Genomic DNA, 23,056 nt, shown 5'->3' on the forward strand with positions numbered 1-23,056 from the left:
GAATACACTTTAAATCCATTTTAATCAAAAAATCTTCGTGGAGGCGGCGAGAGTCGAACTCGCGTCCAGAGAAAGCACTCATTGGCCTTCTACATGTTTAGTTACTTGTTTTGGTCTTAGTACAAGGATGGGTCCAGCAACGCACCGGTCTTGCACCCAGCCCATGATCTCAGACAATTGAGCGGGCCACTCAATTATCCCAGCCTAGCGTTGGTGATGTACGGGTGCTGGCCGGTTAGGCAAAGGCCAAAGCTCCGTAGAGCCGTGCACCGTCGTACAATGACTATTTAATTCCTAGAATTAAGCAGCCATGGCGTAGTTAGATTCGCCATTTACAGTTAATGATCATTTTATACGGAGTGGACCATCATTCTCCGACATGCTTACCAATCAGTCGACAATCCTGTCGATACCATTACGCCCCCATTTTCAATGAACCTTGTGGGAAACCATCGCCGAAGCTTTGCTTTCCATTGAAGTAACTTGGCAAAAGTATAAAAAGTTCCAATAGTCTTTAGAAAAAAATTGCGCAAGCTCCAGTTCAGGACGCTTGCGCAATGAAAAAAATGGCCAAAATGCCAGAATATGTTTTCTCATAGTTTGCTCTCCAGCTCGTAGCAGAGAATAGTTGCATGGGATTATGAAAAGCTATAATCGGTTGTTGTTCTTTGGGATTGTTTGTCAGTAGTTGGTCGTACATCGTGCTGTACAATTCTTAAGACAGCACTTCTATGAAAAAGTCACTTATACTGAAAAAAAAACTATAAAAATTTACAGCCGCGTATTGACCACATTATTGTACAAAGCGCCAAAGGTGTAACGCAGGCCAAAATTGACGTTGGAATCGAAGGCCGTGGCCAATTGGCGTTGCCCCAAGAGCACATCTTCCAGCGTTGTATTGCCTCTTGGCAGGGTGATTTGGTCGTTGACAATTCTAAAACTGCCCCCCACATTGAACGACATCCCTTTAAACACCCTCACCCCTACCCTGCCGTTGAGTAGCAAGTGATTGCGCGACCAATCGTTGAGAAAACAACTGCCTTGCATAAACACATTGACATCTCCCCATTGCCGCCGAATGCGCAGGTTAACATCCATAAACTGGCTGAATATTTTATCCTTGGTCTTGAGAAAAATGGTCTCGGCAAAGTACTCATTGTACATGCGCCCTACGTGATAAGCTACGGTGATTTCGCGAGTTACCGCATCCTTGTAGGGAAGAACACTGAACTCAACAGCAGGGGCAATCCAAAGCCCTAATTTGACATTGTTGTAAGTATTGGAATACATGTTGTTGAAAAAACCAAGCGACCAGTGCTGGTTCAGGCTTTTGACCACTTTGCCATTGTAGCCTTTTTGGCGCCGGTAAGAGTGGATCTCTTCTTCATTGGAGCGAACCACCCGCTCCTGAAAATAAGCCGAAGGCTCGATGCGGATGCGCCATTCAGGCGTAATGTGTTCAGCAGACAAGCCATAGCGTAGATCCAGGGTGCTGCGCAGTGATTCCTTGTCCCAGTTGAAACTGCTGTAAGCTTCAAAAATCCAGGAATCCAACAGCTTTTTGTCTTTTTTAACCAGCGTTGTAGCGCTATTTTGCTCGTGTTTTTTTACCGCCAGATTCAGATCAGCGGCCATGGGGGTTTGGGCCACAAAGGGAACCAGACCCAATTTAAGAATCCGCACCAGTCCTTGTTGTCTTTCGAGGCTGGTCATGGTCGCTTCAGCCTGAAAATCTAGCGTAAATTGGTCACCTTCAAATATTTCTTTGCCCAAAAACTCTAGGTGGTGCAATGCGCCGCCAGCTCCAGTGGATTGTGCACTGACCAAAATCTGAACCTGCGCCCGCAAGGGGTCATTGGCGTAATTGACAAAATTGATCTCGTTTTTGATGTAATTAATGTCGCAACTTGGGCAATTCAGGTAAATGTTGATTTGGTCATCTGTTGTTTGGGCAGTAGCAGTTATCACAACAACAAATAAGGCAAGCAGGGTGCAAACTTTGTACATAGTAGGCTGTGTTTTTGTAGGTTTTTGATCAACCAATTTAAGCAAACCATTAAAGGGTTGAAAATACATTTACAAGCCGATTCGTGAAGACCAAAGAAGACGAGTAACAATTTTTTAACGTAATATTGCATTTATAATCTCCCTAAGCCAAAATCGGGAAGTTAATTTTTCTGCGTTACTAACCAGCGATTGTTTATGTTAAAAATTGGCATCATCCGGGAAGGCAAAGTCCCCCCGGACGCTCGGGTTCCGCTCAACCCCAACCATTGCGCATTGGCGCAAAAGGAGTTTCCAGTAAAAATTGTGGTGCAACCCTCCACTGGGCGCTGTTTTGCTGATGAAGAATACCTGCAAGCCAAGATAGAATTGACCGAGGATTTGCAAGATTGTGACGTACTGATGGGCGTAAAGGAAGTGCCTGTCAACATGTTGCTGCCCAACAAAACTTACTTTTTCTTTTCCCATACCATCAAAGCACAACCTTACAACCGCAAACTGCTGCAAGCCGTTTTGGCCAAAAACATCCGCCTGATCGATTACGAAGTACTGACCGATGCCCAAGGCCAACGCCTGATTGCTTTTGGAAAATTTGCAGGGATGGTGGGTGCGCACAATGCGCTTTGGGCGTACGCACAACGCACAAAAGCCTTCAGTCTGAAGCGCATGAAAGATTGCCACGACTATGCCGAGGCGATGGATCTGTACAAAAAGACTGTTTTCCCGCCCATCAAAATTGTGCTTACTGGAGGCGGGCGAGTAGGCATCGGTGCGGCTGTTGTATTGCGCCATATGGGCATTCGGGAAGTGGATCCCATCGAGTTTTTGATGGAAGATTTCAAAGAGGCGGTTTTTACCGTGCTTCACTCCCAGGATTATGCAGCCAGAAAAGACAAGCACCATTTTGACACCGCTCGATTCCGATCACACCCCGAAGAATACCTTAGCATTTTCGAGCCCTATTTTCAGGTGGCCGACATCCTGATCAACGGCATTTTCTGGGACAATCGGGCGCCTGCTTTTTTCAGTGCCACCGATATGCCTCGCCCCGATTTTCGCATCCGGGTCATTGCCGATATTACTTGCGATGTAGCACCGATTTCTTCCATTCCTTCTACGCTGAAGGCTTCTTCCATTGCCGATCCGGTGTTCGGGTACGATCCCGTTTCTGAAACGGAATGCATGCCCTACCAGTCTCATTGCATCGACATGATGACCATCGACAACCTGCCCAATGAGCTGCCCCGCGATGCTTCCACCGCCTTTGGTTCGATGTTCATCCGTCGGATTTTGCCTGCATTTTTTGAGGCAAAAAGTGAGATTTTGGAGCGGGCAACCATTGCTGAAGAAGGGCGTCTGACGAATAGGTATACTTATTTGCGCAGTTATGTGGAGGGAAAGTAAGCAGGTCAAGTCACAGGGCATTGTATTTTACTTTGCTAAAGAAGCCAATACTTCCTTTTTTGAAGCCTACCGAATGATAAATGCACTCAGTTCTGTCTCATCGGTAATGGCCGAATCCTTTGGTGTGATGGACATTTTGTTTTATGGCATTGCTGTTTACGAAGGCTATAAGTTTTCTTTCCGCCGCATTACGGAGGAAGAGATTTGGGCCAAGGCAGGGATTCAATAAACTGGTCTGATCAGAAACAAGGCAGGGCAAATAGTATAAAGTTGTTTGCCCTGTTTTTCAACTGTTTTTTTTCGCCATAATCTCCACCATCCCCGCAACAACCTCCCCAATCCGCTTCTCCCTTGTCGCAGCCTGTTTGGCCAGGACCAACCCATACAACAAGGCTTTTTGTGCCGATTTGCTCAAGCTTAAAAAGGCCTCTTTTGAGCCCGGCTAAGCTGCAAATCCCATCTCCAAATCGGGCGGGATGATCAAGGCTTCTACTTCGTCCAAAATGCTCCAGTAGCCATTTTTTTTGGCAATGTCAATGCTGACATAACCTGCGGGCATCATCAGATCTTCGTCGATCAAGCGTTGCACCTTGTCCTTATTGATTTTTGACCAAACACTTTTGGGTTTTCTGCGGGTGATGAACTGCATGTACTTTTCCTCATCGATGGGTTTGGCCGTGCTGTCGATCCAGCCGAAGCAGAGAGCTTCATCTACAACTTCGCTCCAGGTGACGGAAGGAATGTTCGTTTTCTTTTTGTGATAAATCAGCCAGACTGACTGTTTGGACTGGTGGTTTTCTTGTAACCATTGCCGCCATTCCTGGCGGTTGCTCGGGCAAAACGTTTCTATTTCTTTTTCGGGCATGGCTGCGGTGTTGGTTTAGGGCAAAGTTAGGTGAGGCGAGTGACAACCCTATGTCAGTGGCTGGGGAAAAATGATTGATCTGGAGCGTGACCTAGATATCTTTGCCTACGATCACACTATTATTTTTGGGGCAAGGGTAGCCCCGCTAGGGGCGCGATATGGGTAGAAAACAATGGCTCGATGTTTCCCGAGTCCCGTAGGGACGCGATGTGGGTATATTGAAGTGCATTAAACCCACATCGCGTCCCTACGGGACTCGGGAAACTCCGAGAATCACCATTTTCTACCCATATTTCGCCCCTAGCGGGGCTTATCGGTCATGCTCAAACGAGAACCTAATCGTTCCCCCTTACTCCACTTTCATCACCCCATTCATGATCCGCCAATGCCCGGGAAAAGTACATACGTAAGGATACAGCCCCGCCTTTGCCGGTGCGGTAAAGCGCAGTCGAATCGTTTGATCTGGATTGACCAGGGCCGACGAAAACAATACCTCTGGTGAATCTGGAACATAATTTTTGATCGCTCCATCAGGGTCGGTAATCATTTTATCCGCCGCTTTGCCTATCTTTTCCAGTGATTTGGGCTTACCAATCACCAGGTTGTGCTGCATGGCATCCGGGTTTTCAAAGACAATTTCCACCGTTTTCCCAGCTTTCACGGTAAACGTTTTTTGGTCAAACTGCAACATTTCCCGAACCGCTTTAATTTTTACCGTTTGCACCGAGGGATCATTTTCTTCCTGTTTTTTCAGGATGTCCCAAGCCTGCATCAGGCGGATTAAGCGGTCTTTATTCAAGCCGGTACTTGCGGCCAAAAGTGCGTTTAAATAGGTTTTATCGGCTGCCTCAACGCTTACATTTTTTTTCCGGTAATCCCAGCCTTCACTGATCCCTTTTAAGATCGTAGTAAAGCCTTCCGCATCGAGCTTTTGGGCATTTTTCAAATGATCTATCATCGCCGAAACTGAAACCAGCGAAGCATTGCTCCGAATGGCTTTGGCCAAAACGTATTGCTCCATACTTTGTGACAAGGCGAAGGTGATTTTTTTGGCCAAAACATTGTTTGTCTCATTGCCTTCCACAATCGTATTCGCCTTATCTACTGCTACGGTGAAAGTATACTCACCAGCTTGCTCGCCAGCAACTACAATGCTCCCGGTCCATGGGCCATTGCTGACTTTGGTGATCGTCACCGTCTCCCCGGGTTTTACGCCTTCGGTATGGGTCAGGCTAACCAAGTCGATCAACTGTTTTCCTCCAGCAAACCTAATGTTGAGTGGAACTACAACACCATTGGGGACACCCACCCCACCTTGATTGCGCACTTCAATGGAGATGGTAACCCGCTCCCGGGGCATGGGATTGCTTGGTTCAAAAATGATATTGCTTACGACCAAATCTGCTTGAGTCGGCGTGGCCGAAGGCTGAGTTTTAGACTCGGTTTTGCCCATCATCGCGGCGTGATCGTGATGCCCGGCCGCATTGGTCACCGACTTGGCATTGGCAGCGGCTTTTTCTTGTAGTTTGGTGAATACTTTTTTCAGCAATCCCTGATTTTTGGCCAGAATAACCGCGTATGCGTCGGGCAACCAGCGGTCGTTCAGGTCTTTTGAGCTTTCTAATGCTTGTAGAACAAGCGATTCTGATTGCTCATTCATGGGCAATTCGCCAATGGCCAAAAGGGTATTGAGCGCTACCAGAGGTTCCCGATCTTCCAGGATTTTGTTTTTCAGCAGTAAATCGATGTTTGCTCTATTCCGGGGCAAAATCTGTACTGCCGTTTTCCGCACTCCGGGACAAGGATGTTGCAAGGCTTCCACCACCACGTTCAAGGCTTCGCCTTCGAGGGCGTTTAATCCTTGCAAAGTCCACAGCGCGTGAATGGCCGGGGCATTGATGCCGATTTCATCCACCGATTTGTCGCGGATCAAGGCCAATAGGGCAGGTACAATGTCCTTTTGATTCCTTTCTACCAAAAGCCTTTGGGCATGGCTGCGCCAAAACAGGTTGGTATTTTTGAGTGCTGCCAACAGTTCCTGCGGTTTGTCTTTGGACAAAACCAGGGCTTGATATGCAGCAGCTTCTTTGTAACTCACGCGGTAAATGCGCCCGTGGGTATAATCCCGCAAATCGGTCTCGTAGGCATTCCCAGTCCCCATTTTGAAGCCATCAGGACGTGGATTGTGCTGAATGATAAAGCTGTACCAATCGGCAACCCAAACTGCTCCATCCGGACCAACTTCAGCAAATACGGGGGAAAACCATTCATCCGCACCAGCCAGGAGGTTGAATCCTTCCACATCACTGTAATTGGTGCCACTTTTAGCCAGCACATTCTGGTGCAAAACGTGCCCGGTTGGTTCCGCAACAAAGGCGATGTTGTTCCAGTATTTTTTCGGAAAAGCCCTGGCGGTGTACACATTGTGCCCGGCGGCGGCGGTGAATCCCCCAAATACATCCACCTGACGCACCTTAGGTGTGATGGTTTTCATGTCTTTGTGGGTATCGGTACTGGTACTGCCGTTGTCGACCCCATTCGTAGAGGGATAAAACTGGTTGGGAATGGCCATGTACCAGCCGTGAGCATTATTGGCCGTTGAACCAAACACGTCGCCGGTTTCATTAAAACCAAGTCCCCAGGTGTTGTTGGAAGTTCTGGTCACGAATTCCAACTTGCTGCCATCTGGTTGGAAGCGGAAAAAACCCTGGCCAAAGCGGATGGTGTCGCTGCTGCTTCCTACCAGACCTTTGAAACCTGAATAACCCACACTGCCCCAGAGCCAGTTGTCGAAGCCATAATGTAAGTTAGATGGCCCCGCGTGGGTATCAAAGGTGCCAAAACCAGTAAAAAGAACCTTGCGCATATCGGCTTTGTCGTCGCCATCGGTATCTTTCAAAAACAACATGTCGGGTGCCTGAGATATGACCAAACCGCCATTGCTGAACACCATTCCCGTAGGGATACTCAGGCCTTCGGCAAAACGGGTGAATTTATCGGCTTTGCCATCTTTATTGGTGTCTTCGCAGATGAGGATATAGTCACTGCCCCCTCCGGGCTTCCGCTCGTTGGGATAATCTTTGGTAATCAGCACATACATTCTGCCGCGTTCATCCCAGGAAATGGCGATGGGGTGCATCACGTTGGGTTCGGCAGCAAAAAGCTCCAGATTGAATTCCACCGGAACTTGAATGTGTTTCATACTTTCTTCGGGCGAAAGGGGATCTTGGCGGTATTGAATGCCGGGCCTCTTTTCATAATTTGGCAGTTTGGCTTCCCGGTACACAAAAGGTTCGGGTTTCAAGGCCGCGTGTGCTTTTCTGGCGTCGTCGTCAACTGCCCAGAGGATTCCGCGCAGGATCAGAGCATGGAAACCTTCGTTCTGCCAGGTGTTTTCATCGTGACCATAGGCGGTATAAAAAACCCGGCCTTTGCCGTAGCTGCGCGTCCAGGTATAAGGTTCGGTTTTGGTATCGGGTTTGTCCTTGAATTGGTCTGCTTTGATTTCGCGCACGGCCAGAACGTTGTTGTCTGGCTGTAATTTGCTGTGCAAGTAAGTTTCATCAAACGCTTTAAAAGGTTTTAAACCCTGCATGATCACATGATCGGGTTGCACCGTGGTGGTTTGAATGGTGTCCATCCGATGCCGCCAAAACTGCCCGCCGACCATCTTGACGTATTCACTCGAATTGCGAAAACAGTAAGAGGCGCAATGGATGGGTATTATGCCTTTTCCTGCGGCCACGTAGGCCAATACATCCTTTTCTACGGCCGGAGGAATGCTGTCCCAATTGGCGTAGATCATCAAGGCGTCGTACTTGTTGAGGTTGGCCAGATTGAGGTCTGCCAATTGATCGGTGTAGGTGAAATTGACGCCTTTATCGCCCAAGGCTGCCATGATCGACGGCACTCGTTCGATGGGGCGGTGATGGCCATTGTCGCCAAGGAAGAGTACTTCCAGGCGGCGTGCTTTTTGAGCCGAAGCGCTGAACACACAGAAAAGTAAAAATAGGACTATTAGCTTTTTCATTGATGCTCAATTTGGATATAGATTGAGAAAGAATTTTTATTACGCATTTTTAAAATCAGGCAAAGCCAAAATCTTTCCCCCTTGCATCGCCGATTCGTGTGCAAGAATACCCACCGAAGTCCAGTTGGCGGATTCCCAGGCATTAGGGAATGGATCGCGGTCTTCAACCAAAGCCATCAAAAACTCATGCGCCAAATGTGGGTGCGAGCCGCCGTGACCAGCCCCTTGAGTAAAACTCAGGTGGGTGTTTTCGGCTACATCGTAAACTCCTTGGGTGGTAAAACGTTGAATGCCTTCGGGCAACAAGTGGGCAAAATCGGGCACTTTTACCCGTTCGGGGATTTCATGCTCTTCTTTTTTGGCGGTGTGAATCACTGCATCTTCCCCTTCAATGAGCGGCCACTCAAACGATTTTTTGGTGCCGTACACTTCAAAACTTTCGCGGTACTGGCGGGCTAGATCGAACAAAGAGCGGTATACGTAGGCACTCAAGTCGCTGTCCTTAAACTTGATGTGGGCGGATTCCACGGCAAAGGGAGAATTGTGGATTTTCGCCAACTCTTCCCGAATGGTACCCGAACCAAAACAAGAAACGTATTCCGCTTCCAATTTCAACAAACCTGCCACCGGGCCTACACAATGCGTGGCATAATGCATCGGCGGCAAGCCTGGCCAATAATCGGGCCAACCATCCATGTCTTGTTGGTGCGAGGCTTTGAGGAACTGTACTTTGCCCAGTTCACCTTTCTCGTACAATTCCTTGACGAACAAAAACTCGCGGCTGTACACCACCGTTTCCATCATCATGTATTTTTTGCCCGTGGCCTTGCTCAGTTTCACAATTTCCATACACTCCTCCACCGAGGTAGCCATGGGAACGGTACAGGCCACGTGTTTGCCTGCTTTGAGGGCCTTCAGGGTTTGTTCTGCGTGGTTGGGGATGGGGGAGTTGATGTGGACTGCGTCAATGTTGGGGTCTTTGAGCAGTTCATCATAATCAGTGTAGCGTTTTTCAATGTTGAATGCATCGCCAATATTGTTCAGGTTGGTTTCATTGCGTTGGCAAATGGCATACATATTGGCATGAGGGTGGCGCTGGTAAATGGGGATAAATTCGGCCCCAAAGCCTAGGCCAACGATTGCGATGTTTATTTTTTTCATGCTGTGCAGGTGTTATAGGATATGAATTTAGGTTTTTCGATTAGGTTTACTAAACTTTGAAAGTTTAGTAAACCTAATCGAAAAAACGTAAACCCATTCGTGTTTAGAGTAATTTTTTAAGGTAGTTGATGCTGTCTCGCATCAATTGGGTTTCGGATTCAAACATGGGGCGCCAGATGTTTGCCGCCGCCAATTTCATGCTGAAGGCTTCAATGCTCAGCATACCTTGGTAGTCCATCGATTTCAAGGTGGCGATGATTTTTTCAAAATCAACATGGCCCTTGCCGACGGTGCTCCGGTCGTTTTCGGATAGTTGTACGTGAACGAGTTTGTCCCCACATTTTTGCAGGGCGGCGGGGATGTCCTTTTCTTCGATATTGGCGTGAAAGGTGTCAAACATGATCTTGCAAAGCGGATGATCAACCTCCTTGACAAAGCGCAGCATGTCATCGGTGCAAGTAAAAAGGTAGGTTTCAAAGCGGTTCAAATATTCGATGCCCAAAGTGATGTTTTTCGTCGCAGCGTATTCAGCCAGGGCCCGAATGTGTGCCACCCCGCGTTGCCATTCGGCTTCGGAAGCAGGTTGGCCGGTGAATACCCCCAAAGCCGAGTGAATCGGCCCCATCAGCAATTTTGCGCCGATTACGGCGGCGCAGTCCAGGGCTTTTTTGTTGTTGTCGAGTGCATGTGCGCGCATGGAGGCATCGGCACTGAGCGGGTTGGCATCAGGGCCGTTGATGGCCACCGCGAGGCGTTGCAAGCCCAGATCGTCCAGTTTTTGGCGCCAAATGTGCCAATCAGCGGGGTTCAAATTGAAAATAGGCACTTCTACTCCGGCAAAACCCAGGGATTTGATTTCATCGAGTACGGGAAAGAGCGCCGGAGTAATGTCTGTACCCCAGAGCAAAAGATTCATTCCAATTTGCATGCGATCTGTGTTTAAACAAAGCTAGTCGTAACGGACAATTTAAAATAGGCGTGATTTTACTATTTTTGACTGTATTTTGATATTTTTTACTAATCAAGGTAGATTTTTTGTTAATATTCAGTAGATAAACATGAAACCACTGCTCAAGAAGTCGCTCGAAAGCCTCAATCAGTCCTACCTGGTACGGAACCTGAAAGAGCCCTATTTCGACCCCAATTGGCATTTTCATCCCCATTATCAATTGTTCACCGTGATTGAAGGCAGTGGCACCCGCTTTATCGGCGACGACATTCGCCAATTTGAAGCCGGGGATACCGTTTTTTTAGCCCCCAATATGCCCCACCTGTGGCGCAGCGACCGCGCTTATTTTGAGCGGGATTCAAGCCAGCAAACACAAGGCATCGTGGTGTATTTTACCGAAGATTTTCTGGGCAAAGACTTCTTCGAAAAGCCTGAAATGTATGTCATCAAACAGCTGCTTGCCTCCAGCGAGCGGGGCTTGGACCTGACCCATAGCCATAGCCTGAAAGCAGACATCGTTGCAGATTTAATCGAATTGGATGCCCTGAGTGGTTTTGAGGGCGTTCTGAAACTCTTGTCCATTTTACAAAAACTATCCACTTGCACAGACTACCAATTCATAGCCAGTGTCAATTACGAAAACACCCATAAAATTTCGGAAACGGAACGCATGCGCCTGGTGCACGAATACGTACTCAAACACTACAAAGAAAAAATCAGCTTATCTGCCGTAGCGGCACTGGCCAACATGAGTGAAGCCGCCTTTTGCCGCTATTTTAAAACCCGTACCAACAAGACTTTTTCAGATTTTGTACGCGAAATCCGCATTGGTCACGCCTGTAAACTGCTGTTGGCGGGGAAAATGTCTATTGCTCAGGTGGGGTATGAAAGTGGATTCAATACGGTGTCTAATTTCAATAGCCAGTTTAAAGCGATGAAGGGGAAAAGCCCGAAGCAGTATCAGAAGATTTATGTGGGGGGGTAAGAAGGTGACTATTGGCTTCCACTTCTTCCAAGGTACCCGCCGATCGATCATGAATCGGGCTATTTGCTCCGACTTATTTTTAAACCCCTCGAATTCGATGGGTTTAAAATCTGGATTGTTTGGGAACGATGAAGAAAAGAACCCAGAAAATCGGGTAGCATTTTGAAATTCATGCTCCAACCGCGGAGCGGTTCAATACAGAATAGCCCCGGTCGTCCGGGGAGTTGGAGGATTTAGGCGGGTTCCACAACCACGGTAGTGGTTGAACACGGTCGCCAAGGGGATTCAATCGCTGTTGGGGTTGTTGAACTCCTTTGAATTTTTAAAAAAAGGATAAGGCCAAGGAGTTAGAGCAGCTGTGTCAAGATGCTCCGTCAAAACTGCGACAGCTTGTCGCAGTTTTAGGTTAGAAACAGGATAATAAGCCATCGTAACACAAAACTGCAACGCAGCGTTGCAGTTTTGCCATTCTCATTAAGCTGACTTTCTGAATACCAACCTGTTTTTTACCCGTCTGGATTCCACTGCCCGTTTTTCGGTGTCCAGCTTAATGTCTTCTTCCAATTTCCTGGAATGAAGCTTGTACCAATAAGTAGCAGGTATCATGTTGTTGCTGTGGTGTTCCAATCGATACATCAATTCCAGGTTTGGGCTCTCTTTGTCATTCAGGATGCGGCTTAGTTTGGTCTTATGAATATCTAAATCAGCAGCAAAATCCGTACTGCTTTTTTTCAAAAGGCCAATGTATTGCTTCAACTGGCTTGAAAAGGAATAACTGGTTATAAACTCTGACTGATTGAAGTAGTCTTTTATCAGCAACTTCATCCGCATCAATTCACTTTGCAGAATTTGCTCATCGGACATTTCTTTCAGCCGCTCAAAGCGGAGCTTGCGAAATTCCTCGTCAGCTTGTTTTCGTTCTTCAGCGTTTAGCGTGCTTCTGAAAACAAAACTTTCGGCTATTTCTTCATCCGATAGTTCCTTCCTCAAATCCTCGTATGTTGGTTCCTTTAGCTTACTCATCTTCAAGATATTTGTTGATTAAAGTTTGTGAAGTAGGTCCTTCTATGCCCAAATAGCGGCCATATTGCCTAAATCCATAGTTGGACTGATAGTGATCGATCAAGAGGGTTTTGGGTTCAAGCGATACAAATCCATAATACCCTCTTTTTATTGCTAGCTCTGCCGCAAACGCAATCAGACATCCGGCAATAAAGTCTATCGTTTTGTCCTTGCCACGATGAGGCTTGGACACTTCCAGTAGATTCAAATGTATTCTATATTCTTCAGGAATATCAATCAAAGACATCAAGCCGAGTATCGTTTTCTCATCCGACAACAAGTAAATCTTGTACACTTCGTGTTCTTTTTCAGTTTCCCAGTCAAATGAAAAACCGGAATCTTTTTTAATGTCGCTATAGTCTTTACTGACAACTTCCGAGATTGCAGCTTCTAATGATTTACCAGAGGGATTGTGCTTTAGCTCCATAAACTTGTATTCTACTTTTGCGAAGATACGCAAAAAAGTTTATAAAATCAATAAACTCATGTGATTGTTTGGTTACTCATTGTTGGTTTTTTGGATTCGGCAGGTATTGAGACAAAAAACAAAAAAGCCACAATCAAACGTTACCGTCCAATTATGGCTTTTTTTAAAGATGTGATCCCGCTGGGACTCGAACCCAGGACCCCCTGATTAAAAGTCAAGTGCTCTAGCCAGCTGAGCTACGAGATCGGCTTTTGAAGAAACGTTTTGGCTAGAAAAACGCCCTTTTTTCTAAAGCGTTGCAAATATACGCCCAGATGAACCGATCTTCCAAGAAAAAGGTTTCTTTTTTTTCGCAAAAGATAAAAATAATCCAGCTAGGTAAGGGGTTGAGGAGGCACAGCTTGCGCTATCGCCTTGATAAACAGCTCAAAATCCAGGAAATTGCTGATCACCTGGGTGGCGCCCAAATTGAGTAGCACTTCGTGATCGTGGGCATGGCGGATGCCGACAAAGTCGAGATTGAGGTTGCGGGTGGTGTGTACATCCCATACCGCATCGCCGATGTACACCACGCGTTGTAGGGCAGGCGCTCGGTTTTTTACCACTTCGATGGCCTCATTGAGGATTTCTTCGCGGGTGTACTTGTCGTCGGCGCCGCTCACCCAAAAGTGCTGGCTGGGAATGCCCACGTGTTGCATTTTGATTTCTGCCGATTGTTTCCAGCCTCCGGTGGCTACGGCTACTGCGTAGGCGGGGTGTTCGAGGAGCTGTGCAACGGCTCGTGCAGCGCCGGGTACTTCCTGGTAGTGTTCGGGGTTTTGGGCGCGCAATGTACGCAGTCGTTCGCCGTAGAGCTGTTTGAAGGTGACGACCTCTGATGGATCTACTGGCCGCGCAAAATGATCGGCGATGACTTTTTCAAAGATGGTCGTGTCGCTTACATGGGGGTATTGCCTCCAGTCGATGGTGGGAAAAGGCTTGCCGTAGAGGTCGGTGTAGGTCTGGGCGAAGCAGCGGGAGTCGCGGTGCTCAGAATAGATGAGGGTGCCGTCTACGTCGAAGAGGATAAGGGTCATGTGGATTGAAAGTTTGAATTTGCTGGAGTTTTGATTTTAAAGCGAGATATTCTTTCCGCGATATTTTTTCCGCGACATCTTTCCGCGATATTTTTCCGTGACATCTTTCCGCGACACGATTAACCGCAGATGAACGGAGTTGACGCGGAGTTTCGCGGAGTTTTTTTTTGAGTATTTTGGAGTTTAGCCACCTGCGGTGGCGGGAGTTTGGGTGCTATCAAAATTGTGCTGTATACTTCAGGAACAGTTTGTGCATAGCTTCCTACTTGTATACTCTCTATCACCGCAGGTGATTTATACTCCTCGAAACTCAGTATCAACTCCGCTTGCGGTTCAAAAACTCCGTGGAACTCCGCGTCAACTCCTTTACTGCGGTTAAAAGTGTCGCGGAAAAAAACTCCTCTCCTCTACTCCGGTTGCACGCTCACCGCCGTCCAGCCTCCATCCACGATCAAAGTCTGACCGGTAACGTGCCGTGCCTGTGGAGACACCAAAAACAGCGCTGCTTCCGCAATATCGATTGGACTAGCCGGGCGACCCATCGGGGTGATGCCCGACCAAACCCGGTCATAATCAGGATCATGCAAGGTTCGTTCCGTGGTAGTTGCTCCGGGGCCGATGGCATTGCAGGTGATGCCGTAAGGCGAAAGCTCTACCACCAGGTTTTTGGCCAGGATCTGGATGCCCCCTTTGGTCATGGCGTAGGCCCCCAGGTTCTTGTGGGCCTGCGTACCCACCACCGACGACATCAACAACAAGCTCCCTCCTGTACCCTGTGCCCGCATTTGCTTGGCCGCAATTTGGGCCAGGAAGAAAGTGCCCCGCATGTTGAGGCCCATTACCTCCTCGAATTGCTCGGGCTGAAACGCCCAGAAGTCGCCGAAGTGGGTGATACCCGCGTTGGCAATGGCGATGTCCAATCGGCCAAATTCCTTGACGCAGGTTTGCACCATGGCTTCGATGGTATCGATTTGACTGACATCCCCGGGGAAGGCCAGGCAATTGCCTCCTTCCCAGCGGATTTCTTCGGCAGCGCACTCGGCCAATTCGGGGTCGCGGTCGTTGAGCAAAACTGCGGCTCCCCGCAAAGCGAGTTGGCGACAAATTTCGTATCCGATGCCTTGCCCGGCTCCGGTTACCACGGCAACTTTTTCTGTGAAGGTCATGCTTTAGTTGGGTTTTAGGTATTTAGGGTTGACGGCGCTTCGGCTTTACTCAGCGACCTTCAGGCTTACGGCGCTTCGGCTTCGCTCAGCGACCGTCAGCCTGAAGGTCGCTGAGCGAAGCCGAAGCGCCGTCAACCCTAAACTATCTTTAATGCGAATCCCGGGTAACCGAGCTTCCTGAGCCGCCTTTCAAAAAATCCAAATCTGCGCCCAGGTGCGATTGGGTGACGTGGTGTTGGTACAGGTGCACATAGCCCCGTGATTCAAAAGTAGGCGCTTGCCATTCGGCGCGGCGTTTGGCCAGTTCTTCGGGAGAGACCTCAAGGTTGAGGCTGCGGTTTTCCACATCCAATTCGATGAAGTCGCCGTTTTGCACGAGGGCAAGCGTACCGCCTGCTGCCGATTCGGGAGAAACGTGCAATACCACCGTGCCAAAACCGGTACCACTCATACGACCATCAGAGATGCGCACCATGTCTTTTACCCCTTTTTCAAGCAGCTTGGTTGGCAGCGCCATATTGCCCACTTCCGGCATGCCCGGATACCCTTTGGGGCCCACCGATTTGAGCACCATGATGCAACTTTCGTCGATGTTCAGGTTGGGATCGTCCACCCGGGCGTGGTAATCTTCAATGTCTTCAAACACCACTGCCCTACCCCGGTGCTTGAGCAATTCCGGTGAGGCGGCAGAAGCCTTGATTACGGCACCATTTTCGGCCAGGTTGCCTTTGACCACTACGATACCCGCCATGGGGTTGATGGGTTTTTCCAGATCACCAATCACTTCTTTATTGTAGTTTTCAAATTCCAGGGCGTTGTCCGTAATGGGTCGGCCATTGACAGTGATGGCGGGATGCAGCAGGTCGCCCATTTCTTTCATCAAGGCAGGCAGGCCTCCTGCATAGTAGAAATCCTCCATAAAAAAGGCGCCAGAAGGCTGCAAATTGGCCAGCAGTGGCACGCCACGGGAATACACGTCAAAATCGTTGAGGTCTAAATCAACCCCAATGCGCCCAGCCATGGCGAGCAGGTGGATCACGGCGTTGGTAGAGCCGCCAATGGCAGCATTGACCTTGATGGCGTTTTCAAAAGCCTCGCGGGTGAGGATGTCGGACAGGCGCAGGTTTTCGCGTACCATCTCTACGATGCGCATGCCTGAATAGTGCGCCAGCACCTTGCGGCGGGAATCAGAAGCGGGGATGGCCGCATTGCCGGGCAAAGACAAGCCCAGGGCTTCCACCATACAGGCCATAGTGGATGCAGTACCCATCACTGCACAGTGGCCACGGCTGCGGCCCATGCAGGCTTCCGCTTCGCGAAACTCATCGGCGCTCATTTGTCCGGTCTTATAGGCTTCGTTGAAGCGCCATACATCGGAGGTGCCAATGTCTTTGCCGCGGTATTTGCCCGTGAGCATAGGGCCTCCTGATACTACAATCGTCGGGATGTTTACGCTGCAAGCGCCCATGACCAGGGAGGGGGTGGTTTTGTCACAACCGCAAAGCAAGACTACCGCATCCATCGGGTTGGCGCGAATGGATTCTTCTACGTCCATACTCACCAGATTGCGGTACAGCATGGCGGTGGGTTTGATCAGGGTTTCGCCCAGCGACATTACCGGGAACTCTACCGGAAAACCGCCTGCTTCGTAAATTCCATGTTTGACGGATTCCGCCAATTCGCGAAAATGGGCATTGCAAGGCGTGAATTCCGACCAGGTATTGCAAATGCCGATGACGGGTTTGCCTCGAAATTCATGGTCAGGAATGCCCTGGTTTTTCATCCAGGCGCGGTAAATAAAGCCGTCTTTGCCCTTTTTGCCAAACCAGCCTTGGCTGCGGAGGGCCTGTTCTTGTGTGTCTTCTTGTTTGCTCATGTCTAAGTTCCGATCAAGTTTGGCAATAAAGATAGTTGCGGAACGGCGATCGGACGAAAAAATAACCCAGAAAATTGGGGAAAACTACGACGCTCATCGATATTAATTGGCAGTACGTACAGTTGTAGGCATATTTGTGGCCGATGATATCAAATAACTAAGCCACAAACCATGAAAGTCCCTCAATTTTTCCTAACTTCATGCCGCCTAAGTAGTAGGGCAAAAATAAGTGTTTCATCGCCATCTAAAAATCACAAACCATATGGGAATCTCTTTCATAGTCCTGCTTTTATTCGTTGCGTTTGTCTTATTCTCCGGTATTTTTACCGTAAGACAGCAAACCGCCTACATGATCGAACGATTGGGCAAATTTCACAGCGTCAGAACGGCGGGCCTGCAGTTCAAAATCCCTATCATCGACAAAACCGCGGGCCGCATCAACCTGAAAATCCAGCAATTGGACGTCGTTGTGGAGACCAAAACCAAAGACAACGTTTTCCTCCGCTTGAAAGTCTCTGTACAGTTCAAGGTACTGGACGAGAGCATTTACGAAGCCTTCTACAAACTCCAGAATCCAACCGAGCAAATTACCGCATATGTGTTTGATACGGTGCGCTCTGAAGTACCCAAAATGCGCCTTGACGATGTGTTTGAACGCAAAGACGACATCGCCATGGCCATCCGCCGAGAACTGGAAGATGCCATGAATGAATACGGCTACGGCATCATCAAGGCACTGGTTACCGACATTGACCCCGATCAGGCGGTTAAAAACGCGATGAACCACATCAATGCCGCTGAACGCCAAAAGCTATCGGCGGAATACGAAGCGGAATCCGAACGCATCCGCATTGTGGCGCGTGCCAAAGCGGAGGCAGAATCCAAGCGCCTGCAAGGTCAGGGTATTGCCGATCAGCGGCGCGAGATCGCCAGAGGTTTGGAAGAATCGGTTGACTTGCTCAACAAGGTCGGCATCAATTCCCAGGAGGCATCCGCGTTGATCCTGGTGACCCAACACTACGATACCCTCCAGCAAATTGGTCAGCACAGCAACAGCAACCTGATTTTGTTGCCCAATGCCCCCACGGCGGCCAGCGATATGCTGACTCAAATGATCACTTCCTTCGTAAGTACGCAGGAATTGGCCGAACAAATGAAAATCAGAAATCCAAAGAACGCCAACGTGAAAGTGCTGGAACAGCCCAAACAAGAAATTGTGCTAAACAATCCCAATGAGGCGAAGTAAGGCACGGGATTAGTTAAGCAAATACCGTTAAAAATGGCTGATTGGCAATACCCTGCGTATGTCGGTCAGCCATTTATTTATTACTCCTTTTTTTGAAAAGAAAACCCCAGGATTGATCGTTCAAGTGTTTCTCTCAAATCAAATTGAAAAACCAGCATGAAGGTCCTGAAAGTATTGATTTTGTTTTTGGCCGTTTTCACCCAAACCGGAATGGCTCAAGAAGCGCTGGGCTTGCGTTTGCAGCAATTCAGCGGCATCAACTGCACCATTCTCAACCCTGCCCTCGGTGGATTGTACCCCAAAAAATGGGACATCAATCTGGTAGAGACGGTCAATTCCATTAGCAACAATTATGCTTTTTTTGAAAAATCCAAAGCGGGAGAATTCAATCGATACAACAGCGTTCAAAACCTATACAGCAGACCCGACCTGGGCAATGACCAGAATCCTGGTGCCAATAGCCTGGTGGTGGATTATTATACCCGCAAAAATTCCTTTTATGGGAATGTTTGCGCAACGGTTTTAGGGCCTTCTTTTTTACTTCGCTTTGGCCAACACGGTATTGGGTTCACCACGCGGCTGCGCCTGGAGACCGAGACCACTTTCCCTTCCGATTTGGGCTATTACACGTACAATACCAATCGCGGCAAAGTCAACATGACTCCATCTCACTTCAGCAGCATGGCCTGGCGTGAATTGGGGCTGCACTACGATTATGCCATCTCGTCGGGCGATGACCGTTCCTTGATTTTGGGGGTCAATCTGCGTTATCTGCAAGGTTACGAGGCCCTTTCAGTGTTCAATAAAACCTTCAGTTACCAACAAATCCGTCCAGACAGTTTTGAAGTCAGTTCTGGCGAAGCCACCCTGATGTTTACCACTGGCAACCTGGGGGCAAATGCCAATACGCCTTACGAAGCCAAAATTCAGGGCAGCGGGCTTGGACTGGACATCGGCGCCATCTATTCCTACCGAGGCGAGCGCTGGAATTGCAATGTGGGGGTGTCTCTCAACGATTTGGGGAATATCGTTTTCCGCAACAATGGGCAAATGCACCATTTTAGCAATGATTCCACCTTGATTTTCAATACTGCACCTTATACCAACTGGACGGACGCCGCAGACGTGACCAACAAAGCCGCCAATTTAAGTAATTTACTCAGTGGCGATCCACGTACTTCCCTGGTCGACTCCTCTTTTACCATGGGGCTTCCGGCGCATCTGGTGGTGCATGGTGGACTGTATAAAGATTCAGGATGGCGCATGTTTTTTGTGGTGCAGCAATCCTTGCCGCTCAAGGGCAACCAATTGCACAAAGCGAGTTATGCCTCCATTGTTCCTGGATGGGAAAACAACTGGATTGGAGCCTACGCTCCATTAACTGTCTATCGATGGCAACTCATCAGGGTTGGTGCGGCGATACGTCTAGCTTTTCTGACCATTGGTACCGACAACCTGATCCCCTGGATGGTGCGGGGCAAGCTTTCCGAAGCTGGGTTCTATGCCGCCATCAAGCTCAGCCCCTGGCCAAAGAATATGTCAACAGGCGACAATGCCAAAGGGGGCAAGGGAAAAAGAGGCAAGGGCATGGATTGCTATTCATTCTAGAGAGATTCTTTAGCCAGGATCACTTTTTATCCCTTGAAAAGTCGAATTCAACCCATTTCTATCCAACTTTAGGGTCATTCTCTACTTTTACGAAAAAAAACGATGGAGGCATTAGAAAAAAGAAACTGGGGATTGGGGCTTTTGCTGAGTTTGTTGCTGGCAGGAGGCATGCTGGTGAATGCTTACCAATCCTTCGAAGATGCGCAAGGAGAGTGTTTCAACTGCTTTGACGGTCAGTATGATTTTCTAAAAAATACTGTCCTGCCCACTGCCTTATTGTGGTTGGGAGGCTTATTGGGCGGATTGATCATCCATCATTATGTTACTCCTGCGGTAGTGCGTCAGCGCTTTGGGGTGGTAGCCATTTTAGCCAGCATCATTGCGCTCATTTTTGTTTTCGGAGCGGCGGCGGCCTATGGGTATTTCAACATTGAACTCTATCAAAACGATGGCGAAGATGGCCCAAATGCCAATTCTTATTTTAGTGCCTTGCATTTGGTACAGGACAGTTTAAAGCTATTCATGGTTATTTTAGCCTATGAAGCAGTGGCGGAATTGTATTATTTTTTGGTTGATCGCGCTAAAGAAAACCGGAGTCTCGTGCTCAAAACCCTGGCCGAATTCATCCTTTTTTCCTGCGTTTTGTTCATGTTGTGGTACGTTGCAAAATTAAGTTACATCGTCATCACCAACAATGATTATAGCGAAAACCGGATTGCTCAACTGCGCCATTGGATCGTTCCGATCCTTCTGCTGCACCTGCACTGGTTTTATCGTTGTATCCCCATTATCGAAGGAAGTTTTGCAGGCGACAATCGGTTTCGATTTGCGGAGCTGCTGGTTGTGCCTATTTTTATCTTTCTTTTCCTGGGCTCTCTGCCTCAAAGTAGCTTGGGTAGGAGTTTGCTTTTACCCTTAATTGCTATTCATGCCCTGGGTATTGGCAGCGCCTATTTGAGGTCTATTTTTATTGGTGAAAAACGAACTTTCCTCACCGAAGTCACTCAATCTTCCGCCGAACTCGGTGCCCTCCGTGCGCAGATCAACCCGCATTTTTTGTTCAATGCGCTCAATACCCTCTATGCCATTGCAATGAAGGAAAACAGTGAAAAAACCGCCGATGGCATCCAGAAACTGGGCGATATGATGCGCTTCATGCTGCACGAAAACCACCAAAACCGCATTCCGCTGTCCAAAGAAATCGAATACCTGCACAACCTGATCAGTATCCAGGAATTGCGGCTGGATGAGAATCAGCAAATAGAACTGAAGATCAATCTACAAAACCCCGATCGGGACGTATTCATTGCCCCCATGTTGCTCAATCCTTTTGTGGAAAATGCGTTCAAGCACGGCATCAGTTTTAGAAACCCTTCCTGGATTTACATCACCCTTACCCACGATCCCGAGCATATTTTTTTCAAGGTGCACAACAGTTACCATCCCAAAGCGGAAAACGAACTCGACCCCGAAAAAGACAGCCACGGCATCGGGCTGGACAATGTGCGCAAGCGCCTGGATTTGTTGTATCCAGACAAGCATGAGCTGAGCATTCAGGTGTCCGAACACGATTATTTTGTATCTTTAATCTTGACCATTGTTTAAGCAAACATGAAACTATCTGCCATAGCCATCGATGACGAACCCAAAGCCCTGGAAGTGGTGCAAATGCACGCGGCCAAAGTGCCCTTCGTTGACCTGCAAGCGAGTTTTATCGATGCGTTTGAAGCCTTGCCTTATTTGCGCGAGCACAAGGTAGACCTGCTGTTTCTCGACATCAAAATGCCGGATATTTCCGGGATTGAATTTGCGCAGATTTTGAAAAATGGCCCACTGGTGGTTTTCACTACGGCCTACAGCGAATACGCAGTACAGGGCTTTGACTTGGATGCCGTGGATTATCTGCTGAAACCGTTTTCCCTGGCGCGTTTCACCAAGGCTTGCAACAAGGCGCTGGAAATGAAAAACCGCAATGGGGCGGAAACACCACCGGAATTCATTTTTTTGAAGACGGGCTACGAAGAAGAGAAAGTCTTTTTGAAAGACATTTTATACGTGGAAGCTGCTGGAAATTACATGACCTATGTGCTCAAAGAACGCAAGTTGATGTGCCGTCAAAATGTACCTGAAGCACTGCAAAACTTACCTGAACAGGATTTTGTAAGGATTCACCGTTCTTTTATCGTGGGTGTCCAACACGTAGAAAAAATTGCCCGCCAACAGGTATGGGTCAATGGGACTGAAATCCCGATTGGCGCATCTTTTGAAGACAGTATTGGTTTGATAAAGGAGCGGTTGAATCCGTGACAAGTGCTTTTTTCACAATCATGCAGCTGCATATTCTGTATACATGCGGTCTTCTGGTGCTTGTAAACCCAGCACAATATCCTGAGCTGGAACGCCCATGCTTACCAATTCTTTTGCAATGAGTATATCCGTTCGGTTTTCTTGCAACCAGATTTTTCCATCTTTAATGTCAAAATGAAAGACGACAGAGAAAGTGTACCTATGGTTATTCCACCCCAAACGCAACAATTGAAAGTGATTTTGCTCCAGGTCAATTATGGTCTGAGCAGAAACTCCATTTGCACTTTGATTGAATCGTTCTGCATAATAGGAAAGCAGTTGCTTTAGAATCTGCTGATAGTGTGTTATTTTTTGATCCATTGGAGTATTGTTTTTTGTTCAGGATCGAAAATCAATAAACTAACCTTGTATCGTTCAATTGCCTTTGTCGGCAAAGTAAGTTTCATTAATTTTTCATACTTTGTTCCAGTCATTGCCAAGTAAATGACTCGATCAGGTTCTTGGATTTCAATTCCAATTCGGTATTCCAAAAACTGCCCAAAAGCTTCATGAAAATCATATGCTAAGCTTTCGCCAAGAAAGCTTTTCAGTTCAATTGCAATTTTGGTTCCTTCTTTCTCAGCCGCAATTACTTTTTCGGCTCCTAAATCAACCTCATAATTGGTTTCAGACATTGCAAGGATGTATGGATCGTGGGTGATGATCCATCCGTCTTTTTCTAAAGACGCTCTGGGCTCCTGATGAAATTTATCCTTAGCCGCCATAGTGCAAAAATAAACAAATTTAGTTGGAAAAAGCTCAAAAATAAGGTGTGCTTTTAAATTATCCAATAATGTAATTTGATTGAATTTGGAAATTATAGAGGTAACACTTAACTTGCGATGCACAAC

The 23,056-nt window shown here is 47.8% G+C and carries 18 protein-coding genes, 1 tRNA gene, 1 other RNA gene and 1 pseudogene; 7 read left to right on the plus strand and 14 right to left on the minus strand.

Annotated features, from left to right (window positions below; all coding sequences use genetic code 11):
• Positions 1 to 35 precede the first annotated feature (35 nt).
• Positions 36 to 425, minus strand: a transfer-messenger RNA (tmRNA) gene (ssrA, locus tag ABW391_RS22690).
• 346 nt (positions 426 to 771) lie between these two features.
• A complete protein-coding gene (locus tag ABW391_RS22695) occupies positions 772 to 2,007 on the minus strand; it encodes a hypothetical protein (protein WP_353484184.1) in 1,236 nt (411 codons plus the stop codon).
• A 195-nt stretch (positions 2,008 to 2,202) separates the two neighbouring features.
• Between ABW391_RS22695 and ABW391_RS22700 the strand changes: the two genes are divergently transcribed.
• Both ABW391_RS22700 and ABW391_RS22705 read left to right on the plus strand, forming a co-directional pair.
• Positions 2,203 to 3,408, plus strand: a complete 1,206-nt coding sequence (locus ABW391_RS22700; protein WP_353484185.1) for an NAD(P)-dependent oxidoreductase — start codon at positions 2,203 to 2,205, stop codon at positions 3,406 to 3,408.
• Positions 3,392 to 3,637 (plus strand): hypothetical protein, encoded by a 246-nt coding sequence (locus ABW391_RS22705; RefSeq protein WP_353484186.1) that lies wholly within the window; start codon positions 3,392 to 3,394, stop codon positions 3,635 to 3,637. The genes ABW391_RS22700 and ABW391_RS22705 overlap by 17 nt, the downstream gene beginning before the upstream one ends.
• A 57-nt stretch (positions 3,638 to 3,694) precedes the next feature.
• On the opposite strand, the pseudogene ABW391_RS22710 reads toward ABW391_RS22705, so the two are convergent.
• The 4 genes and pseudogenes from ABW391_RS22710 to ABW391_RS22725 form a co-directional block, all read right to left on the minus strand.
• Positions 3,695 to 4,273: pseudogene (locus tag ABW391_RS22710) on the minus strand (YdeI/OmpD-associated family protein).
• 349 nt (positions 4,274 to 4,622) lie between these two features.
• A complete protein-coding gene (locus ABW391_RS22715) occupies positions 4,623 to 8,303 on the minus strand; it encodes a PVC-type heme-binding CxxCH protein (protein ID WP_353484187.1) in 3,681 nt (1,226 codons plus the stop codon).
• Positions 8,304 to 8,342: 39 nt separating this feature from the next.
• Positions 8,343 to 9,464 (minus strand): Gfo/Idh/MocA family protein, encoded by a 1,122-nt coding sequence (locus ABW391_RS22720; protein ID WP_353484188.1) that lies wholly within the window; start codon positions 9,462 to 9,464, stop codon positions 8,343 to 8,345.
• Positions 9,465 to 9,567: 103 nt separating this feature from the next.
• The gene (locus tag ABW391_RS22725) at positions 9,568 to 10,392 is read right to left on the minus strand and encodes a sugar phosphate isomerase/epimerase family protein (protein ID WP_353484189.1); all 825 of its coding nucleotides are present in this window, start codon (positions 10,390 to 10,392) and stop codon (positions 9,568 to 9,570) included.
• 130 nt (positions 10,393 to 10,522) lie between these two features.
• Between ABW391_RS22725 and ABW391_RS22730 the strand changes: the two genes are divergently transcribed.
• Entirely contained in the window at positions 10,523 to 11,398 is an 876-nt protein-coding gene (locus tag ABW391_RS22730; RefSeq protein WP_353484190.1) for an AraC family transcriptional regulator, read from the plus strand.
• Between the two features lie 474 nt (positions 11,399 to 11,872).
• Here the strand turns inward: ABW391_RS22730 and ABW391_RS22735 are convergent, their stop codons facing one another.
• From ABW391_RS22735 to ABW391_RS22760, 6 genes are all read right to left on the minus strand, one after another.
• Entirely contained in the window at positions 11,873 to 12,421 is a 549-nt protein-coding gene (locus ABW391_RS22735; protein ID WP_353484191.1) for a hypothetical protein, read from the minus strand.
• Positions 12,414 to 12,887, minus strand: coding sequence for a GNAT family N-acetyltransferase (locus ABW391_RS22740; protein WP_353484192.1), 474 nt, complete (start codon positions 12,885 to 12,887; stop codon positions 12,414 to 12,416). Before ABW391_RS22740 ends, ABW391_RS22735 begins: the two co-directional genes overlap by 8 nt.
• Positions 12,888 to 13,059: 172 nt before the next feature.
• A tRNA-Lys gene (locus ABW391_RS22745) sits at positions 13,060 to 13,133 on the minus strand.
• A gap of 128 nt (positions 13,134 to 13,261) precedes the next feature.
• On the minus strand, positions 13,262 to 13,963 hold the full coding sequence (locus ABW391_RS22750) for an HAD family hydrolase (protein ID WP_353484193.1): 702 nt from the start codon (positions 13,961 to 13,963) through the stop codon (positions 13,262 to 13,264).
• Positions 13,964 to 14,370: 407 nt separating this feature from the next.
• Entirely contained in the window at positions 14,371 to 15,129 is a 759-nt protein-coding gene (locus tag ABW391_RS22755) for an SDR family NAD(P)-dependent oxidoreductase (protein WP_353484194.1), read from the minus strand.
• Positions 15,130 to 15,277: 148 nt separating this feature from the next.
• Positions 15,278 to 17,005 carry an IlvD/Edd family dehydratase gene (locus ABW391_RS22760; RefSeq protein ID WP_353484195.1) on the minus strand — a complete coding sequence of 576 codons (1,728 nt, stop codon included), beginning with the start codon at positions 17,003 to 17,005 and terminating at the stop codon, positions 15,278 to 15,280.
• 262 nt (positions 17,006 to 17,267) lie between these two features.
• On the opposite strand from ABW391_RS22760, the gene ABW391_RS22765 reads away from it, so the two are divergent.
• The 4 genes from ABW391_RS22765 to ABW391_RS22780 all read left to right on the plus strand — a co-directional run bounded on the left by ABW391_RS22765 (position 17,268) and on the right by ABW391_RS22780 (position 22,166).
• On the plus strand, positions 17,268 to 18,251 hold the full coding sequence (locus ABW391_RS22765) for an SPFH domain-containing protein (RefSeq protein WP_353484196.1): 984 nt from the start codon (positions 17,268 to 17,270) through the stop codon (positions 18,249 to 18,251).
• 156 nt (positions 18,252 to 18,407) lie between these two features.
• Entirely contained in the window at positions 18,408 to 19,859 is a 1,452-nt protein-coding gene (locus ABW391_RS22770; protein ID WP_353484197.1) for a DUF5723 family protein, read from the plus strand.
• 102 nt (positions 19,860 to 19,961) lie between these two features.
• Positions 19,962 to 21,464: a sensor histidine kinase gene (locus tag ABW391_RS22775; protein WP_353484198.1), complete on the plus strand. Its 1,503-nt coding sequence runs from the start codon at positions 19,962 to 19,964 to the stop codon at positions 21,462 to 21,464.
• Positions 21,465 to 21,470: 6 nt separating this feature from the next.
• Complete coding sequence (locus ABW391_RS22780) at positions 21,471 to 22,166, plus strand: LytR/AlgR family response regulator transcription factor (protein ID WP_353484199.1); 696 nt, start codon at positions 21,471 to 21,473, stop codon at positions 22,164 to 22,166.
• An 18-nt stretch (positions 22,167 to 22,184) separates the two neighbouring features.
• On the opposite strand, the gene ABW391_RS22785 is transcribed toward ABW391_RS22780, so the two are convergent.
• Together ABW391_RS22785 and ABW391_RS22790 are read right to left on the minus strand one after the other, a co-directional pair.
• On the minus strand, positions 22,185 to 22,526 hold the full coding sequence (locus ABW391_RS22785; RefSeq protein WP_353484200.1) for a XisI protein: 342 nt from the start codon (positions 22,524 to 22,526) through the stop codon (positions 22,185 to 22,187).
• Positions 22,511 to 23,056 (minus strand): XisH family protein (locus ABW391_RS22790; RefSeq protein ID WP_353484201.1); only part of this gene is annotated, 546 nt, incomplete at its 5' end. The genes ABW391_RS22790 and ABW391_RS22785, both read right to left, overlap by 16 nt.

Source organism: Haliscomenobacter sp., from assembly GCF_040403615.1.
Classification (GTDB): Bacteria; Bacteroidota; Bacteroidia; order Chitinophagales; family Saprospiraceae; genus Haliscomenobacter.

Coding starts and splice junctions, on each gene's coding strand:
- ABW391_RS22755 (WP_353484194.1), bottom strand. CDS start 15,129: ATGACCTTCACAGAAAAAGTTGCCGTGGTAACCGGAGCCGGGCAAGGC.
- ABW391_RS22705 (WP_353484186.1), top strand. CDS start 3,392: ATGTGGAGGGAAAGTAAGCAGGTCAAGTCACAGGGCATTGTATTTTAC.
- ABW391_RS22700 (WP_353484185.1), top strand. CDS start 2,203: ATGTTAAAAATTGGCATCATCCGGGAAGGCAAAGTCCCCCCGGACGCT.
- ABW391_RS22720 (WP_353484188.1), bottom strand. CDS start 9,464: ATGAAAAAAATAAACATCGCAATCGTTGGCCTAGGCTTTGGGGCCGAA.
- ABW391_RS22735 (WP_353484191.1), bottom strand. CDS start 12,421: ATGAGTAAGCTAAAGGAACCAACATACGAGGATTTGAGGAAGGAACTA.
- ABW391_RS22725 (WP_353484189.1), bottom strand. CDS start 10,392: ATGCAAATTGGAATGAATCTTTTGCTCTGGGGTACAGACATTACTCCG.
- ABW391_RS22770 (WP_353484197.1), top strand. CDS start 18,408: ATGAAGGTCCTGAAAGTATTGATTTTGTTTTTGGCCGTTTTCACCCAA.
- ABW391_RS22780 (WP_353484199.1), top strand. CDS start 21,471: ATGAAACTATCTGCCATAGCCATCGATGACGAACCCAAAGCCCTGGAA.
- ABW391_RS22715 (WP_353484187.1), bottom strand. CDS start 8,303: ATGAAAAAGCTAATAGTCCTATTTTTACTTTTCTGTGTGTTCAGCGCT.
- ABW391_RS22730 (WP_353484190.1), top strand. CDS start 10,523: ATGAAACCACTGCTCAAGAAGTCGCTCGAAAGCCTCAATCAGTCCTAC.
- ABW391_RS22785 (WP_353484200.1), bottom strand. CDS start 22,526: ATGGATCAAAAAATAACACACTATCAGCAGATTCTAAAGCAACTGCTT.
- ABW391_RS22765 (WP_353484196.1), top strand. CDS start 17,268: ATGGGAATCTCTTTCATAGTCCTGCTTTTATTCGTTGCGTTTGTCTTA.
- ABW391_RS22740 (WP_353484192.1), bottom strand. CDS start 12,887: ATGGAGCTAAAGCACAATCCCTCTGGTAAATCATTAGAAGCTGCAATC.
- ABW391_RS22775 (WP_353484198.1), top strand. CDS start 19,962: ATGGAGGCATTAGAAAAAAGAAACTGGGGATTGGGGCTTTTGCTGAGT.
- ABW391_RS22760 (WP_353484195.1), bottom strand. CDS start 17,005: ATGAGCAAACAAGAAGACACACAAGAACAGGCCCTCCGCAGCCAAGGC.
- ABW391_RS22695 (WP_353484184.1), bottom strand. CDS start 2,007: ATGTACAAAGTTTGCACCCTGCTTGCCTTATTTGTTGTTGTGATAACT.
- ABW391_RS22750 (WP_353484193.1), bottom strand. CDS start 13,963: ATGACCCTTATCCTCTTCGACGTAGACGGCACCCTCATCTATTCTGAG.